At 71.8% G+C, this 15,133-nt stretch carries 18 protein-coding genes; 12 read left to right on the top strand and 6 right to left on the bottom strand.

Annotated features, from left to right (window positions below):
- Positions 1-32: 32 nt before the first annotated feature.
- Complete coding sequence (locus ACGFR9_RS32385) at positions 33-413, top strand: tetratricopeptide repeat protein (protein ID WP_393215752.1); 381 nt, start codon at positions 33-35, stop codon at positions 411-413.
- 9 nt (positions 414-422) lie between these two features.
- Here ACGFR9_RS32385 and ACGFR9_RS32380 read toward each other — a convergent pair whose 3' ends face one another.
- A complete protein-coding gene (locus ACGFR9_RS32380; protein WP_393215914.1) occupies positions 423-686 on the bottom strand; it encodes a DUF6343 family protein in 264 nt (87 codons plus the stop codon).
- A gap of 154 nt (positions 687-840) precedes the next feature.
- Here ACGFR9_RS32380 and ACGFR9_RS32375 point away from each other — a divergent pair, with 154 nt between their 5' ends.
- Positions 841-1,539: a class I SAM-dependent methyltransferase gene (locus tag ACGFR9_RS32375; RefSeq protein ID WP_393215749.1), complete on the top strand. Its 699-nt coding sequence runs from the start codon at positions 841-843 to the stop codon at positions 1,537-1,539.
- Positions 1,540-1,600: 61 nt separating this feature from the next.
- The gene (locus ACGFR9_RS32370) at positions 1,601-2,032 is read left to right on the top strand and encodes a DoxX family protein (RefSeq protein ID WP_393215746.1); all 432 of its coding nucleotides are present in this window, start codon (positions 1,601-1,603) and stop codon (positions 2,030-2,032) included.
- Positions 2,033-2,047: 15 nt separating this feature from the next.
- Here the strand turns inward: ACGFR9_RS32370 and ACGFR9_RS32365 are convergent, their stop codons facing one another.
- A complete protein-coding gene (locus ACGFR9_RS32365; protein ID WP_030228505.1) occupies positions 2,048-2,635 on the bottom strand; it encodes an RNA-binding S4 domain-containing protein in 588 nt (195 codons plus the stop codon).
- Between the two features lie 116 nt (positions 2,636-2,751).
- Between ACGFR9_RS32365 and ACGFR9_RS32360 the strand changes: the two genes are divergently transcribed.
- The 4 genes from ACGFR9_RS32360 to glpK all read left to right on the top strand — a co-directional run bounded on the left by ACGFR9_RS32360 (position 2,752) and on the right by glpK (position 7,029).
- On the top strand, positions 2,752-3,468 hold the full coding sequence (locus ACGFR9_RS32360) for a uracil-DNA glycosylase (protein WP_393215743.1): 717 nt from the start codon (positions 2,752-2,754) through the stop codon (positions 3,466-3,468).
- Positions 3,469-3,505: 37 nt separating this feature from the next.
- Positions 3,506-4,477, top strand: a complete 972-nt coding sequence (gene pip, locus ACGFR9_RS32355) for a prolyl aminopeptidase (RefSeq protein ID WP_393215740.1) — start codon at positions 3,506-3,508, stop codon at positions 4,475-4,477.
- Positions 4,478-4,656: 179 nt separating this feature from the next.
- Positions 4,657-5,493, top strand: coding sequence for an MIP/aquaporin family protein (locus tag ACGFR9_RS32350; protein WP_393215911.1), 837 nt, complete (start codon positions 4,657-4,659; stop codon positions 5,491-5,493).
- An 18-nt stretch (positions 5,494-5,511) separates the two neighbouring features.
- Entirely contained in the window at positions 5,512-7,029 is a 1,518-nt protein-coding gene (gene glpK, locus ACGFR9_RS32345) for a glycerol kinase GlpK (protein WP_393215737.1), read from the top strand.
- Between the two features lie 63 nt (positions 7,030-7,092).
- Here the strand turns inward: glpK and ACGFR9_RS32340 are convergent, their stop codons facing one another.
- Positions 7,093-7,284: a hypothetical protein gene (locus ACGFR9_RS32340; protein WP_030228519.1), complete on the bottom strand. Its 192-nt coding sequence runs from the start codon at positions 7,282-7,284 to the stop codon at positions 7,093-7,095.
- A 145-nt stretch (positions 7,285-7,429) separates the two neighbouring features.
- Between ACGFR9_RS32340 and ACGFR9_RS32335 the strand changes: the two genes are divergently transcribed.
- Positions 7,430-8,563: a glutathione-independent formaldehyde dehydrogenase gene (locus ACGFR9_RS32335; RefSeq protein WP_030228522.1), complete on the top strand. Its 1,134-nt coding sequence runs from the start codon at positions 7,430-7,432 to the stop codon at positions 8,561-8,563.
- A 3-nt stretch (positions 8,564-8,566) separates the two neighbouring features.
- Here the strand turns inward: ACGFR9_RS32335 and ACGFR9_RS32330 are convergent, their stop codons facing one another.
- Positions 8,567-9,031, bottom strand: a complete 465-nt coding sequence (locus tag ACGFR9_RS32330; protein ID WP_393215734.1) for a GNAT family N-acetyltransferase — start codon at positions 9,029-9,031, stop codon at positions 8,567-8,569.
- On the bottom strand, positions 9,031-9,444 hold the full coding sequence (locus ACGFR9_RS32325) for a RidA family protein (RefSeq protein WP_393215731.1): 414 nt from the start codon (positions 9,442-9,444) through the stop codon (positions 9,031-9,033). The genes ACGFR9_RS32330 and ACGFR9_RS32325 overlap by 1 nt, the downstream gene beginning before the upstream one ends.
- Before the next feature lie 262 nt (positions 9,445-9,706).
- Between ACGFR9_RS32325 and ACGFR9_RS32320 the strand changes: the two genes are divergently transcribed.
- From ACGFR9_RS32320 to ACGFR9_RS32305, 4 genes are all read left to right on the top strand, one after another.
- On the top strand, positions 9,707-10,129 hold the full coding sequence (locus ACGFR9_RS32320; RefSeq protein WP_393215728.1) for a hypothetical protein: 423 nt from the start codon (positions 9,707-9,709) through the stop codon (positions 10,127-10,129).
- On the top strand, positions 10,126-11,160 hold the full coding sequence (locus tag ACGFR9_RS32315) for a hypothetical protein (protein ID WP_393215725.1): 1,035 nt from the start codon (positions 10,126-10,128) through the stop codon (positions 11,158-11,160). The genes ACGFR9_RS32320 and ACGFR9_RS32315 overlap by 4 nt, the downstream gene beginning before the upstream one ends.
- Positions 11,161-11,230: 70 nt before the next feature.
- Positions 11,231-12,595, top strand: coding sequence for an amidohydrolase (locus ACGFR9_RS32310; protein ID WP_393215722.1), 1,365 nt, complete (start codon positions 11,231-11,233; stop codon positions 12,593-12,595).
- Between the two features lie 180 nt (positions 12,596-12,775).
- A complete protein-coding gene (locus ACGFR9_RS32305; RefSeq protein WP_158713737.1) occupies positions 12,776-12,961 on the top strand; it encodes a hypothetical protein in 186 nt (61 codons plus the stop codon).
- Between the two features lie 13 nt (positions 12,962-12,974).
- Here ACGFR9_RS32305 and ACGFR9_RS32300 read toward each other — a convergent pair whose 3' ends face one another.
- On the bottom strand, positions 12,975-14,858 hold the full coding sequence (locus ACGFR9_RS32300; protein ID WP_106982200.1) for an ABC transporter ATP-binding protein: 1,884 nt from the start codon (positions 14,856-14,858) through the stop codon (positions 12,975-12,977).
- Between the last annotated feature and the right edge of the window lie 275 nt (positions 14,859-15,133).

Here is a 15,133-nt window from a genome sequence, read left to right as displayed (position 1 = left end):
TTGAACCCGTTCAGCGAGGGAAGGATTCCGCCGTGCCCGAGACCAGCGGTTCGACCGGACGTACGCCGGAAACGCATGTCATCGACTTCCGCGCCGCCGAGCAGCTGCTCGCCTCCAAGGACCCGAAGGGCGCGGTGAAGCTGCTCGACGGCGTCATAGACGTCCACCCCGAGAACACGGCCGCGCGGCTGCTGCGGGCGCGCGCCTTCTTCGCGGCGGCCCAGCTGCGTCCCGCCGAGCTGGAGTTCTCCCTGGTCCTGGAGCGTGAGCCGGACAACGCATTCGCCCACTTCGCGCTCGCCCGCACCTACCAGCGGCAGGGCCGCCCCCACCCGGCCAAGCGCCACTTCCGGCTCGCGGCCGCGCTGGACCCGAACCCGGAATACCTGAAGGCGGCGCGCTTCGACGCGTGACGCCCGGTGCTACGAGCGGCTCCGCGGCGGATCGTACGGCGGTACGTCGCGGCCCGGCTGGTAGTGCGGCCCCCGGCGGATGTGGCGCAGGACGACGACCAGGTCGACCGTGACGACCAGCCACAGCAGTCCGCAGGCGAGCGCCCAGCCCGGGTGCCCGGCGAGCGCGAACGCCACCGTGCCGGCCACCGTCCAGACCACACCCCACACGCTCAGCCAGAACCGCATCCGCAGAGCACTGCGCGCGGTCGTCGGTTCACTGCCCGTACGCATCACGATCACCACTTCCGTCCACGAGGTCTGTCCGCGCGGGTCGCTCACCTGCCGGGTTCCCAGAACCAGCCCCCGTGTCACTCGGTCGAGTGAACGTGTGCGAGAGGGGAACGGGCGTGCGGACGCGAACCGTTGGACGGGCATGGAACTGAAAATGCGTGAGGGGTACGAGGGGACGGGTCCCGGGACGATCACCCCGGACGGCTGCGCGGTGGAGCTGTACTCGCGGCTGCCCGTCGGGGACGAGCCGGACATCATCGCCGCCGCGGTTCCGGCGGGCGCGCGGATCCTGGAGCTGGGCTGCGGCGTCGGGCGGATGACCCACGCACTGCTGGAGCGCGGCTTCGACGTCACGGCGGTGGACGAGTCCGCGGAGATGCTGGAGCGGGTGCGCGGGGCGCGCACGATACGCGGCCCCATAGAGAGGCTGGACGTCGGCGAGACGTTCGACGTGGTGCTGCTCGCCTCGTTCCTGGTGCACGCGGGGGACATCGAGGTGCGGCGCGGCATGCTGCGCACCTGTGTGCGGCATCTGGCGAAGGGCGGGTGCGTGCTGATCCAGCGGGAGGGCGAGAACTACCACACCGATGTGCCGCGCGAGCGGGTGGATCCCTCCGGCTTCACCGTACGGATCGTGTCGGCGGACCCGGTCGGGGACGGCGTCGACTCGGTCCACGCGGAGTACCTGTTCCCGGACGCGACCTGGACCCAGACCTTCCGTGCCCGCCCCCTGACGAGGAAGCAGTTCGAGGAGGCCCTGGCGGAAGCGGACCTGACGGTGGACCGGTATCTGACGGACGACAGGATGTGGGTGAGGGCGGTGCAGAAAGACTCCCGGACGGCGATGAGTTGACGGGCTCGGGGCGGTCTGACCCTGCGACAGCATCACGGACCGCTTTCCACAGGAGATCCCCATGTCCGAGACCACCGCTCCCGCCGCCTCCGCCGCCGTCTCCTCCCGGGGCCGCCGTGCCCGGGTCGCGCTGCGCGGACTGCAGGTGCTTCTCGCCCTGTTCTTCGCGATCCCGAGTGCCGGGCCCAAACTGATCGCCCACTCCTCGGCCTCCGAGATCTTCGACACCATGGGCTGGGGCGGCACGGGGATGTACGCCGTCGGCGTGCTGGAACTCGCGGGGGCGATCGGCCTGCTGGTGCCGGTCCTTCAGTCGGCGGCGGCGACGGGCCTGGCCGCCCTGATGGTGGGCGCGTTCATCACCCAGGTCACGGTCTTCGAGGGAGAGAACGCGGCGACCCCGCTCGTGCTCCTCGTTCCGCTCGCCCTCATCGCCTGGGCCCGCCGGGGCCACAACACGGACCTTCTGCGACCCCTGCGCCGTCAGGGCTGAGGGCTCCGCGGACGGTCACGGGCGGGCCGCACCGCCGGATGCCCCGCCGCGGGAGTCACGGCCACGCCTCGCCCCGCGACCGCCCCGTCCGCCGGTACCACCGGCCGGGGCGTCCTGGTCGCCCGGCCCGCCGAAGCCGGCGGGCGGGCCGAAGGCGCCGGGGCCCGCCGGGCCGCGCAGCCGCTCCATCTCCCGCCGGTCACGCTTCGTCGGGCGGCCTGTGCCGCGGTCCCGGACGCCGGCCGGGGCGACGGCATCACGGGGCGGGGGCGGCGGGGAGTTGTCGATGTAGCACTGGACGGCCACCGGGGCACCGACCCGTTTGCGGATCAGCCGCTTGACCACGACGATCCGCTCCCGTGTCTCGGCCCGCAGCCGCACCTCGTCACCGACGCGCAGGGAGTGCGAGGGCTTCACCCGCTCGCCGTTCACCCGGACATGCCCGCCCTTGCAGGCGGCGGCGCCGAGCGACCGCGTCTTGACCAGCCGCACCGACCAGATCCAGCTGTCGATCCGCACGGACTCACCGCTGCTCGGCCCCGCCGCTTCGGCGGCGGCCACGGCGGCGGCGGTCCCGGGGTCCTCGGCACTCTCAGAAGCCATGATTCCGACCTTAGCCCCCCGGCCCGGCCGACAGTGCGGGGTTTTCTCGCGCGTGGACACCTGCGCTCGGACACCGTGCCCCTGACCCCCGGGCCCCGGAGCCCTACGGTGGAAGCATGGATCCCAGCGGACTCGAGCGGCTCGATCAGCGCATCGCCGGGTGCCGGGCCTGTCCTCGGCTGGTCGGCTGGCGGGAGGAGACTGCCCGGGTCAAGCGGGCCGCGTTCGCCGACTGGACGTACTGGGGCAGGCCGGTGCCGGGGTTCGGGCCGCCGGACGCCCGGCTGCTGATCGTGGGACTGGCGCCCGCCGCCCATGGGGGCAACCGCACCGGCCGGATGTTCACCGGTGACCGCTCCGGCGACGTGCTGTACCGGGCGCTGTACGACGTGGGCCTCGCCTCGCAGGCGACCGCCACCCACCTCGGGGACGGTCTGGAACTGTACGGCGTCCGCGTCACCTCGCCCGTGCACTGCGCCCCGCCCGCCAACAAGCCCACCCCCGGGGAGCGGGACACCTGCCGGCCCTGGCTGGTGCGCGAGCTGCGGCTGCTGCGGCCGACGGTGCGGGCCGCGCTCGTTCTCGGGGCCTTCGGCTGGCAGGCCGCCCTGCCCGCGTTCGCCGAGGCGGGCTGGACCGTGCCCCGGCCCCGCCCCGCCTTCGCGCACGGCGCCCGCGTCACCCTGGACGCCTCCGAAGGCCCAGGCCTCCACCTCGTCGGCTGCTTCCACGTCAGCCAGCGCAACACCTTCACCGGCCGCCTCACCCCCGACATGCTCCGCGACGTCCTGCGCACGGCGGCCGAGGCGGCGGGACTGCCCACCCGGAAATGAGATGAGCCGCCCCCGCCCACGGCTGTAGGCTGCCCCGATGGCCAGGTATCCGGAGATCGAACCGTACGACCACGGCATGCTCGACGTCGGAGACGGCAACCGCGTGTACTGGGAGACCAGCGGCAACCCGCGCGGCAAACCCGCGGTGGTGCTGCACGGCGGGCCGGGCTCCAGCGCCGGCCCGAACCTCCGGCGCTACTTCGACCCCGCCGCCTACCGCATCGTGCTGCTCGACCAGCGCGGCGCCGGACGCTCGACACCCCCCGCGAGCGGCCACGCCACCGACATGAGCGTCAACACGACCGCCCACCTCATGGCGGACCTGGAGCTGCTGCGCACCCACCTCGGTGTCGAACGCTGGCTGGTGTGGGGCATCTCGTGGGGATCGGCGCTCGGACTGCGGTACGCGCAGACCCACCCGGGGGTCGTCTCCGAACTGGTGCTGACGGGTGTGGCGACCGGCTCCGGCCGTGAAGTCGACCTCCTCACGAGGGGGTTGGGCACCCTCTTCCCGGAGGCCCACGAGCTCTTCCTCGCCGGACTACCCGCCGGCGAGCGCGGCGGCAACCTGGCGGCCGCCTACAACAGGCTGCTGGAGTCACCGGACCCGGCGGTCCGGGCACGTGCCGCGAAGGCCTGGACCGACTGGGAGACGGCGACGATCCCCGCGCCCCCGGGCTCGGTCGCACGCTTCCAGGACCCGGAGTTCCGGCTGGGCTTCGCCCGTACCGTCACCCACTACTGGGGCAACGACCACTTCCTCGGCGACGGCGCGGACAACGAGGACGGCGTCGTCCTGCGCGACGCCCACCTCCTCGAAGGCATCCCCGGCACCCTCGTCCAGGGCAGCCTCGACTTCGGCAACCTCCTCGGCATCGTCTGGCGCCTCCATCACGCCTGGCCGGGCAGCGAGTTGACCCTCGTCGACGACGCAGGCCACGACGCGGGTGACGTCGGCGACGACGCGCTGATCGCGGCGACCGACCGGTACGCGCGCGACGGGAGATGAACGCCGTACCTCCTTGCTCCATGGGAGGGAATTCCGTTCCTCGACAGGAATGATCCGCACGGTCCACATACGCTTCCGGTGAGGGGAGGGACGGATCGCGCCATTTCAGCCGAGGAGGGCCGGTGGCACAAAGCATTACGCACAAGAGACGTGGCTACAAAGAAGGCGTCGGCGGTGAGATGCTCGCCGAATTCCTGGGCACCTTCGTCCTGCTTCTGCTGGGTATCGGATCCGTCGCCGTGGCCGTCGTCGGACTTCCGGGTTCCGGCCGGCAGGTGGTGGAGTTCGGGCCCGCCAACTGGCTCATCATCTCGTGGGGCTGGGGCCTCGCGGTCGTGTTCGGCGTCTATGTGGCCGGCGGTGTCAGCGGCGCCCACCTCAATCCCGCCGTGACCCTGGCCTTCGCCGTACGAGGGGACTTCCCCTGGCGGAAGATCCTTCCCTACTGGCTGGCGCAGGTCCTGGGCGCCTTCGTCGGGGCCGCGCTCGTCTACGCCTGCTATCACTGGGCCATCGACGCGTCGAACGCCAAGGCGGGTATCCCGCGCGACGAATCGCTGGGCACCTATTCCATCTTCGCCACGTTCCCCGCCGAATACTTCGGGGATTCCTGGTGGGGACCCCTGCTCGACCAGATCGTGGGCACCGGAATTCTGCTCCTGCTGATCTGCGCGATCATCGACACCCGCAACACGTCCCCGATGGCGAATCTCCATCCGTACATCATCGGCCTGGTCGTCGTAGCCATCGGTCTGACCTTCGGCACCAACGCCGGATACGCGATCAATCCCGCGCGAGATTTCGGGCCCCGGCTGTTCACCTTCTTCGAAGGCTGGGGATCGATCGCCCTGCCCGGGTCGTTCGGCTGGTTCAGCGGCTACTGGTGGATCCCCATCGTCGGCCCGCTCATCGGCGGTGTCCTCGGAGCCGTCGTCTACGACCTGCTCATCAGCCCGGCGCTCAAGGCCAGGATGGGAGCGAGCGAAGAAGGACCGGCCACGGAAGAGCCCTCGTAACACCAGGAGGAGGCAGCGATGCCCGAATTCGTCGGCGCCGTGGACCAGGGGACCACCAGCACGCGCTTCATGATCTTCGACCACGCCGGGAACGAGGTGGCCCGGCACCAGCTCGAGCACCAGCAGATCCTCCCGAGGTCGGGATGGGTGGAGCACGACCCGGTGGAGATCTGGGAGCGCACCAACACCGTGATCCAGAACGCCCTGAGGGACGGCGGACTCACGGCCGGGGACCTTCAGGCCATCGGTATCACCAACCAGCGCGAGACGACCGTGGTCTGGGACCCGCGCACCGGACGCCCGTACCACAACGCCATCGTCTGGCAGGACACCCGTACCGACAGCATCGCCGCCGCCCTCGAACGCGAGGGTCACGGCGACGTCATCCGCCGCAAGGCGGGCCTGCCGCCGGCCACCTACTTCTCCGGCGGCAAGATCAAGTGGCTGCTGGACAACGTGGACGGACTGCGCGAGGCCGCCGAAGCCGGGCACGCCCTGTTCGGCAACACCGACGCCTGGGTGCTGTGGAACCTCACCGGCGGCCCCAACGGGGGAGTGCACGCCACCGACGTCACCAACGCCAGCCGCACCATGCTGATGAACCTCGAGACCCTCGACTGGGACGACGAGCTCCTCGGCATCCTCGGCATCCCCCGCGCGATGCTCCCCACCATCCACGCCTCGTCGGACCCGGAGGCGTACGGCACCGCCCGCACCTCCCGGCCGCTGAGCGCCGCCGTCCCGATCACCGGCGTGCTCGGCGACCAGCACGCGGCGACCGTCGGCCAGGTCTGCTTCTCACCCGGCGAGGCCAAGAACACCTACGGCACCGGCAACTTCCTGGTGCTCAACACCGGCACGGAACTCGTACGCTCGGAGCACGGGCTGCTCACGACGGTCGCGTACCAGTTCGCGGGAAGCCCCGCGGTGTACGCGCTGGAGGGCTCCATCGCCGTCACCGGTGCGGCCGTGCAGTGGCTGCGCGACCAGCTGAAGATCATCGGGAGTGCCCCCGACAGCGAGCAGCTGGCCCGGCAGGTGGAGGACAACGGCGGGATGTTCTTCGTCCCGGCCTTCTCCGGCCTCTTCGCCCCCTACTGGCGCTCCGACGCCCGGGGCGCCATGGTCGGGCTCGCCCGCTACAACACCGGGGCGCACATCGCCCGGGCCACCCTGGAGGCCATCTGCTACCAGAGCCGTGACGTGGTCGAGGCGATGGAGCAGGACTCGGGCGTCCACCTGGACGTGCTCAAGGTCGACGGCGGTGTGACGGCGAACGACCTGTGCATGCAGATCCAGGCCGATGTGCTGGGCGTCCCGGTCAGCCGCCCCGTGGTCGCCGAGACCACCGCGCTGGGCGCCGCCTACGCGGCCGGCCTCGCGACCGGCTTCTGGCGCGACACCGACGAGCTGCGCTCCCACTGGCAGGAGTCGAAACGCTGGAACCCCGAGTGGAGCGAGGAGAAGCGCCAGGCCGGCTACACGGACTGGAAACGCGCCGTGGAACGCACCCTGGACTGGGTCAAGGTCACCTGAGCCCGAGCCTGATCCCGAGCCCGAGCCTGATCCCGAGCCCGAGTACATCGCCGACCGCGTACGTCAGCGGTCGGCGATGTCCTCGCGCAGCCCGTCGGAGAACTCCCACCACGACAGGGCGAGCCAGTCGCCGTTGACGAAGGCGTCGACCGACGCGCCCCGACCACGGACCGTCACGGTCGTTCCCGGCGGGTACACGGTGCCGGAAAGTCCCGGCACCGGAACCAGCAGCGTGCCCAGTCTCTGTGCTGTCATGTCCCGCCTCATCTCACCCTCGGTGCACCGTCCGGCCCTGTTTGACCGATGGGGCCGGACATTACCCGGTTTGCCCGAGCGGGTGGACAGCGGAACCATGAGAGATGAGTCACCGAACCCGTGCTGTCGAGCGGAGGTCACCGCCATGAAGGCCGTCGTGTACAAGGGACCGTTCAGTGTCGCGGTCGAAGACGTCGAGAAGCCCGCCATCAAGCACCCGAACGATGTGATCGTGCGGGTCACCTCCACCGCGATCTGCGGCTCCGATCTGCATATGTACGAGGGGCGCACCGCGGCCGAGCCCGGCATCGTCTTCGGCCACGAGAACATGGGGATCATCGAGGAGACCGGCCAGGGCGTGACCGCGCTGAAGAAGGGCGACCGCGTGGTGATGCCCTTCAACGTCGCCTGCGGATTCTGCCGCAACTGCGCGGAGGGGTTCACCGGTTACTGCCTGACCGTCAACCCCGGCTTCCCGGGCGGCGCGTACGGCTATGTCGCCATGGGTCCGTGGAAGGGCGGCCAGGCCGAATACCTGCGCGTCCCCTACGCCGACTTCAACTGCCTGAAGCTGCCGCAGGGACAGGAGCACGAGACCGACTTCGTCCTGCTCGCCGACATCTTCCCCACCGGCTATCACGGCTGTGAACTCGCCCAGGTCCGCCCCGGCGAGAGCGTCGCCGTGTACGGCGCGGGGCCGGTCGGCCTCATGGCCGCCTACTCGGCCCTGCTGCGCGGTGCGAAGAAGGTGTTCGTCGTGGACCGGGTCGCCGAGCGGCTGCAGAAGGCCGAGGAGATCGGCGCGGTTCCCGTCAACTTCGCCGAGGGCGACCCGGTCGAGCAGATCAAGGACATGACCGACGGCGTGGGCACGGACAAGGGCGTCGACGCCGTCGGCTACCAGGCGACGAAGGGCGGCACGGACCGCGAGGAGCCCGCGACGGTCCTGAACTCGCTGGTCAACACGGTCCGCGCCACCGGAGCGCTCGGTGTGCCCGGCCTCTACGTCCCCTCCGACCCCGGAGCCCCGGACGAGCAGTCCAAGCAGGGCATGCTTCTCGTCGCGATCGGCAAGCTCTTCGAGAAGGGCCTGCGGGTGGGCACGGGCCAGTGCAACGTGAAGCGCTACAACCGGCAGCTGCGCGACATGATCATCGAGGGCAGGGCCGAGCCCAGCTTCGTGGTCTCCCATGAACTGCCCCTCGACCAGGCGGCGTCGGCCTACGACAAGTTCGACAAGCGGATCGAGGGCTACACCAAGGTCGTACTCCACCCGTAGGCGCTACGGCCGCCACACGTACCGGACGTCCGGCTCCCGCTCCTCGTTCCCGGCGCCGTCCGTCCGCCGTACGGCCGTGAAGCCGTGCCGCTCGTAGAAGCGGTGTGCCGGTGTGTTGACCTGGAAGGTCCACAGCGCGAGCCCGCCGGGGCTGCGCTCCTTGGCCAGGGCGACGAACAGGTCGCCGATCCCGCGTCCGCGCCACTCGGGGGCGAGGTACAGCTGATCCAGCTCCTCGCCCTCCAGCACCATCACCCCCACCACACCGGCATCGGCCGCCTCCGCCACCCAGGTCTCACGCAGCGGTACGAGCACCCGACGGAAGTGGTCCCGGACCTCGGCGTCGGACCGGGGCCGGACCACGCCCGGCAGCGCGGCGGCGAACGAGCGCAGCCAGACCCCGGCGGCGGCCCCGGCGTCGGAGGGCAGGGCCCGGCGGACACTCACGTTTGTACGGTCGCCGGTCATCACGCGTCCCCGGCGTCCGGTACGACCGCCGTCGCCGTGATCTCCACCAGTTGCCCGGTGTACCCGAGGCACGCCACACCGAGCAGGGTCGACGAGTGCGGGCCCGCGCTCAGCCCGGACTCCTCGACCACGTCCCACACGGCGGACAGCACCGCGGGCTCACTGCTCACCACGTACACATCCGTCGCGACGACCTGCTCCGAACCGCTGCCGACCGACCGCAGTTGCTCCTCCAGATTGGCGATCACCCGCCGGGCCTGCCGCACCGGATCCCCCTCGCCGACCAGCTTCCCGTCGGCGTCCAGCGGCACCGAACCGGCGAGGAACGCCAGCCGCGTGCCCGCCTCGACCACGGAGACATGGGAGTAGCGGGGCGGCGGGAAGAGCGTGGGGACGGTGACGCGGCGGATCACGAGGACTCCGATCTGCGGGGCTGGACGACCCCCCGATCCTGTGTGACACGGCGAACCACCGCATCCCCATTTCGGTCGCCTCCCCTCCGCCGGCCCTCGCACCCCGCTGACCACCAGGTGCCGCCGTGGAGGAGCTGCCCGCCGACCGGTAGGGCAGTGAACCAACAGCGTCGCACGGGGGGAGGGTTGGGTTACGGTGGGAGCGTCGTTGCGGCCGGGAGAACGCACACCTCCCGGTGGGTCGGGAAGTTGGGGGGCTTCGATGGATCCCGTTCTGCTCACACTGGCCGGCACCGCCGGCACGTCCCTGGTCGGACTGCTCGTAGCCGAGGGGTGGCAGCAGACACGGGACGGAGTGGTGACCGTCTGGCGCCGGTTCAAGCCGGGCGCCGCCGAGGAGGTCGAGCGGGAGCTCGAAGCGTCCCGCACCGCGGCGCTCGACGCGGGTGAAGGGGACGGCCGGGACCCCGCCGGACGGCTGGAGGGCCAGTGGATCGGCCGGTTCGCCGCCCTGCTGGGCGAACACCCGCAGGCCGCCGACGAGTTGCGCGGCCTGGTGGAGGAGTGGCAGCGGCGGGCGGACGGCGGCCAGCAGATCCGGGGCGACGTACGCATGGAGGCACGGGCCGAGGGCAACGCCCGGATCTACCAGGCGGCCCGGGACCAGCACATCACCGAACGATGAGAGAACCCGACGACGGCGAGCGCGCCACGACGATCGGCCGCGCCTCGGACAGCGGCCAGGTGTACCAGTCCGGTGCGGACCAGTACGTCACCCATATCCACATCGCCGAGTCCCGCGGCCGGACCGCCCACGAGGCGCGCCGGCGGGCCGATGCCGTGGTCCAGGTCCTCACCCGCACCGTCGGGGAACTGACCGCGCACTGCAAGGAGTTGGAAGGGCAGGTCCGGCGGGCCAGGGCGGAGGGGCGTGCCGCGGCGCAGGCCGAGTTCGCCGAGAGGCTCAAGGACGCCGAACTGCGCGTCCTGCGTGCCCAGTCGACGATGCGGCAGGCCGAGGACGAACGCGGCCGGGCAGAGGCGCTGCTGGCCCGGGCGCAGGAGGAACTCGCGCTGCGGCGGGACGAGGCGGAACAGGGTGAACGGGAAGCCGTCCCCCTTCCCGAGCGTCCCGGTCCGCCGCGGGACGGCGAGCTGTTCTCCGACCTTCTCGAACGCGCCGAGGCGGAGATCGGCGCGGTGCGCGACGAGCTGCGGCAGCTCGGGGAGGACATCGACGGGGACACCGCGCCACGGGTGGTCGAGGGGGAGTGGACCGAGCGGACGCCCGCCGAGACATGGGACCTGCCCGAACCGCGTATGTATTTCGTGTGGCACGCGCCCGGCCCGCCCCGCCGGCCGCGCATCGGCGTCGTGGCCGTGGCCTCCGCGCTGCCGCCCTGGATTCCGATGCTCGTCGTCACGGCCGTTCGCGCGGCCTACGCCACCGACGCGAGTTCCTGGCAACTGGCGTCGTTCACCGCCGTCACCGTCCTCCTGGGTGCGCTCGCGTGCGTGCTGGCCCTCTTCCTGGTGACGTTGCTGGCCAACCATCTGATGAACAGGGCCTCGGAGCGAAGTCCCAGTGAGATGGCCATCGGCTGCATGTCCATCGTGACCATCGCCGTCTTCGGCGCCTCCTTCTTCACACCCCTCGACTGGCCGGGCCCCGGCGGGGGATGGGGGCGGGCCATCGTGTCCGTCACGCTGGGGTAGGGGCGGCCGGTCGTGTCGCCCGCGCCGCCTTCGGCTCCCCCGGCCCACGATTCCGTCGTACGTTGACGGCATGACGCCCGCTGCCACGGAGAGCCCGGCCGACCTCGTCATCACCGGATGCGCCGTCCTCACCCATGACGACCGGGAACGGATCGGGTTCACGCGGGACGCCGCCGTCGTCGTACGCGACGGGGTCGTGACGGAGGTGACCGGCGCCGGCGCGGTCGCGGGTCGGGCCGCCCGGGAGCGGATCGACGCGCGGGGGCAGGTCGCGCTGCCCGGACTGATCAACTGCCATACACACTCCCCGATGGTCGCCCTGCGCGGCCTCGCCGAGGACCTGCCGACCGAGGAGTGGTTCAACGACGTCGTCTGGCCGGTCGAGTCCAACCTCACCGCGCGCGACGTCGAACTGGGCGCGCGGCTCGCCTGTGCCGAGATGATCCGGGGCGGCGTCACCACCTTCGCCGACCACTACTTCGCCATGGACGCCGTCGCCGCCGTGGTCGCCGAGTCCGGGATGCGGGCGCTGCTCGGGGAGACGTACTTCTCCTCACAGGGCCCCGAGGGGCGGGAGCGGTCGCTGGCGTTCGCGCTGCGCCACCGGGGCACCGCCGGTGGCCGCATCACCACCGCCCTCGCCCCGCACGCCCCCTACACCGTCGACGCCCCCGACCTCGCCGCCACCGCGCGGCTGGCCCGCGAGCACGGGCTCCCGGTGCATCTGCACGCGGCCGAGAACCGTGACCAGACCGAGGCGAGCCTCACCCGGCACGGCGTCACCCCCGTCGAGGTCCTGCACCGCACCGGCATCCTCGACACCGACGTGCTCATCGCCCACGGCACCGGCATCGTCGACGGCGACCTGCCGCTGCTGGAGCGCGCCGAGGGCCGTACGGCGGTGGCCACCGCGCCGCGCGGCTACCTCAGGTTCGCCTGGCCGCACACCACACCCGTACGCGCCCTGCGCGACATCGGCGTCCCGGTCGGACTCGCCACGGACGGCGCCGCCTCCAACAACTCCCTCGACGTGTGGGAGGCGATGGCGCTGACCTCCCTGATCCAGAAGTCCAGCGAGGGCGACCCCCGGTGGCTGACCTCCCGGCAGGCCCTGCACCACGCCACCCTGCAGAGCGCCCGCGCGGTCGGCCTCGGCGACAGCGTCGGCCGTATCGCGCCGGGCCGCCGCGCCGACCTCGTCCTCGTCGACCTCACCGGCCCGCACACCCAGCCCGTCCACGACCTCGCCGCGACCCTCGTGCACAGCGCCCGCGCCGCCGACGTCCGCACCACGATCGTGGACGGCCGGGTCCTCATGCGGGACCGGGAACTGCTCACCATCGACGTGCCCGAGGTGGTGGCGGAACTGGGTGAGCGACTGCCCGCGCTGGTCGACCGGAGCCATGGGCGGCGGATCCAGGAGTACGACCTCTGACCGCACGGTCGGTACGCCGGCCGGCACCCAAAGTCACCGGTTGGTGCGATCGGCTGAGAGCACGGTCACACTTGGCGGTGAACGGGTGTCAACTACGTCTCAGTACCGTCACCGGACCAGGTGTTCACCCCATGGTTGGCGTTTAACTCTACGAGTACGACGCAGCATGGAGGTGGCAGGGTGAACGGGCGAACAGTGCTCGAACGCTTTCCCGCAGGCGGACCGCGTGGGTCCTGGCCGGCGGAGGAGTTCGCCCACGCGCGCCGCCAGGAGGGCCTGCCCGCCGAAGTTGTCATGGACCTCGCGACCGACACGTTCCTGGTGATCGTCCGTGGGGACGGCGGCGGGGGTGACGTCTCCGCGTGAGGGGCCCCACAGGTCAGCCCGGCCTCGGCGCCGGCACCTCCCCGGCCGGCGGCGCGAGCGGCGCGGAGAACTGGTCCGCCTGGAGCGCGTACAGCTCCGCGTAGAGACCGCCCGCCGCCAGCAGCTCGTCCGGCGCTCCGGACTCCACCAGTTTGCCCTGGTCGAGCACGTGCACCAGATCCGCGTGCCGCACCGACGCCAGCCGGTGCGTGATCAGCACCACCGTCTGGCCGCTGTCCGCCAGGGCCCGGATCCGGTCGAAGACCTCCACCTCCGCCCGGGCGTCCAGAGCCGCCGTCGGCTCGTCCACGACCAGGATGCGCCCGCGCCGGTACGCGGCCCGCGCGATCCCCAGCCGCTGCCACTGGCCCCCGGACAGCTCATGGCCGCCACTGAAGTGCCGGGCCAGCAGGGTGTCCAGGCCCCGCGGCAGATCCGCGATCACCGGCTCCGCCCCCGCCTCGGCGACCGACTCCGCCAGCCGCTCCTCGGACACCGGCGCGGACGGCCGCCCCAGCACGACGTTCACCCGCGCGGTGAACGGCCACCTCTTGAAGTCCTGCGCCACCATCGCGATCCGCTCGGCCAGCAGCCGCCGGTCCGCGGCCGCCGCGTCCACCCCGTCCCACAGGATCCGCCCCCGCTCCGGCTTGTACAGCCCGGCGAGCAGCTTGACCAGCGTCGTCTTGCCGGACCCGTTCTCGCCGACCAGCGCCACGATCCCGCCGAGCGGGAGGGTGAGCGAGACGTCGTCCAGGGCGGGACGGGTCGCGTCACCCGGGTAGCGGAAGGTGACGTTCTCGAACCGGATCTCCCGGGGGTCGTCCGGCAGCGGGAGCCCCCCGACCGGGATCGCACGCTCGGCCGCCTCGACGTACAGCCGCTCCAGATCGCCCACGAACAGGGCCTCCTCGTGCAACTGGTTGACCTCCAGGACGAGGGTGTTCAGGCTCGCGGAGCCGGTGCCGATCGCCAGGACCGCCGTACCCGCGACCGACAGCGCCATCGCACCGGCCAGCAGCAGACCGCCGAGCGTGGCATACGTCGTCACCGTCGCCAGCCCCGTCCACACCGCCGCGACCAGCCCCGTACGCGCCGCCAGCCGGGCCAGTCGCGCCTGCTCCGTCTCCGCGGTCTCCGCCATGGCCCTGAAGTGCCGCAGCAGGAAGGGGCCGACACCGTGCACCCGGATCTCCGGCGCCGCGCCCGGCTCGGTGAGCAGATCGCCGATCAGATGACCGGCGCGGGCGTGCTGCACCCAGGTGTGGAAGGAGGCGTAACGGCGGCGCGCGTTCGTCAGCGCGCTCCAGGCGCTGGGCAGCGTCATCGTCATCAGCAGCGGAAGCAGCACCGGATGCAGCACCGTGAGCACGCCGGCCGCCGCCACCAGCGAGATCATCGCGTTCACCACCCGGGAGCCGTACGCGATCATGCGGCGGGCCGAGGCGGCACCGTACCGGGCGGTGTCCAGCAGCTTGTGGAAGGCGTGATCCTCGATCGCGGCCAGCTCCACGGCCGCCGCGCGCTCCAGGTACAGCTCGGTCGCCACCCGCTCGACCTTGGGTTCCAGACGCCCGGCGGCGTAGACGCTAGCGGCCCGCAGCAGCGCCGAGGCCAAGGCGACGGCGGCCACCGTGACGAGGGCGGGCGCGGCGCCGCGCAGCCGCTCCTCCATCGTGCCGTCGCCGAGCAGCCGGCCCAGCACGCTGTTGACGGCGAGCAGGCTCACCGCCTGGGCGAGCCCCTGCGCCACCTGGGTGACCAGCACGGTCCGTGCGGCCCGCCGGTCGGCCCGCAGGGCGAGCCGGAGGGTGGAGGCGAGCAGGGCGGGCAGGCGGGTGATCATGGCCCGGAAGTTGAGCTCAAGGAAGGCCTCGCTGTGCCGGTTCCAGCCCATGTCGTAGCGCAGGGGCCCGCCGAAGAGCAGGCGCTCGGACTCGGAGAGGGGCGGGGAGCCGGGGTCGGGGCGCCGCTTGCCGCGACGGCGGAATCTTCCGCGGGAGTCGGTCGACGGTGATCTCGTATCACCGGATCCCTGTGTGCTTCCCACCGCTGACCTCCCGACCGCCGCATCCGAATCCGACGAACGGCCACTATCGCGGGACTCGGGACCGCCGTGCAGGGCGCGGCACGGGGCGGAGGAGGCGTGCGGGCGCACACCCCGCGAAACCG

This window comes from Streptomyces sp. NPDC048584, from assembly GCF_043199595.1.
Taxonomy (GTDB): domain Bacteria; phylum Actinomycetota; class Actinomycetes; order Streptomycetales; family Streptomycetaceae; genus Streptomyces; species Streptomyces edwardsiae.
Note: the sequence above shows the minus strand (reverse complement) of the source record. Positions and strands in the feature narration are given on the sequence as shown.

What these genes read in the sequence shown, in the direction of transcription:
- ACGFR9_RS32360 (WP_393215743.1), top strand. Translation starts at nt 2,752, where the DNA reads ATGGATCCCAGCGGACTCGAGCGGCTCGATCAGCGCATCGCCGGGTGC.
- ACGFR9_RS32375 (WP_393215749.1), top strand. Translation starts at nt 841, where the DNA reads ATGCGTGAGGGGTACGAGGGGACGGGTCCCGGGACGATCACCCCGGAC.
- pip (WP_393215740.1), top strand. Translation starts at nt 3,506, where the DNA reads ATGGCCAGGTATCCGGAGATCGAACCGTACGACCACGGCATGCTCGAC.
- ACGFR9_RS32370 (WP_393215746.1), top strand. Translation starts at nt 1,601, where the DNA reads ATGTCCGAGACCACCGCTCCCGCCGCCTCCGCCGCCGTCTCCTCCCGG.
- ACGFR9_RS32365 (WP_030228505.1), bottom strand. Translation starts at nt 2,635, where the DNA reads ATGGCTTCTGAGAGTGCCGAGGACCCCGGGACCGCCGCCGCCGTGGCC.
- ACGFR9_RS32350 (WP_393215911.1), top strand. Translation starts at nt 4,657, where the DNA reads ATGCTCGCCGAATTCCTGGGCACCTTCGTCCTGCTTCTGCTGGGTATC.
- ACGFR9_RS32340 (WP_030228519.1), bottom strand. Translation starts at nt 7,284, where the DNA reads ATGACAGCACAGAGACTGGGCACGCTGCTGGTTCCGGTGCCGGGACTT.
- ACGFR9_RS32300 (WP_106982200.1), bottom strand. Translation starts at nt 14,858, where the DNA reads ATGGGCTGGAACCGGCACAGCGAGGCCTTCCTTGAGCTCAACTTCCGG.
- ACGFR9_RS32320 (WP_393215728.1), top strand. Translation starts at nt 9,707, where the DNA reads ATGGATCCCGTTCTGCTCACACTGGCCGGCACCGCCGGCACGTCCCTG.
- ACGFR9_RS32315 (WP_393215725.1), top strand. Translation starts at nt 10,126, where the DNA reads ATGAGAGAACCCGACGACGGCGAGCGCGCCACGACGATCGGCCGCGCC.
- ACGFR9_RS32330 (WP_393215734.1), bottom strand. Translation starts at nt 9,031, where the DNA reads ATGACCGGCGACCGTACAAACGTGAGTGTCCGCCGGGCCCTGCCCTCC.
- glpK (WP_393215737.1), top strand. Translation starts at nt 5,512, where the DNA reads ATGCCCGAATTCGTCGGCGCCGTGGACCAGGGGACCACCAGCACGCGC.
- ACGFR9_RS32335 (WP_030228522.1), top strand. Translation starts at nt 7,430, where the DNA reads ATGAAGGCCGTCGTGTACAAGGGACCGTTCAGTGTCGCGGTCGAAGAC.
- ACGFR9_RS32310 (WP_393215722.1), top strand. Translation starts at nt 11,231, where the DNA reads ATGACGCCCGCTGCCACGGAGAGCCCGGCCGACCTCGTCATCACCGGA.
- ACGFR9_RS32380 (WP_393215914.1), bottom strand. Translation starts at nt 686, where the DNA reads ATGCGTACGGGCAGTGAACCGACGACCGCGCGCAGTGCTCTGCGGATG.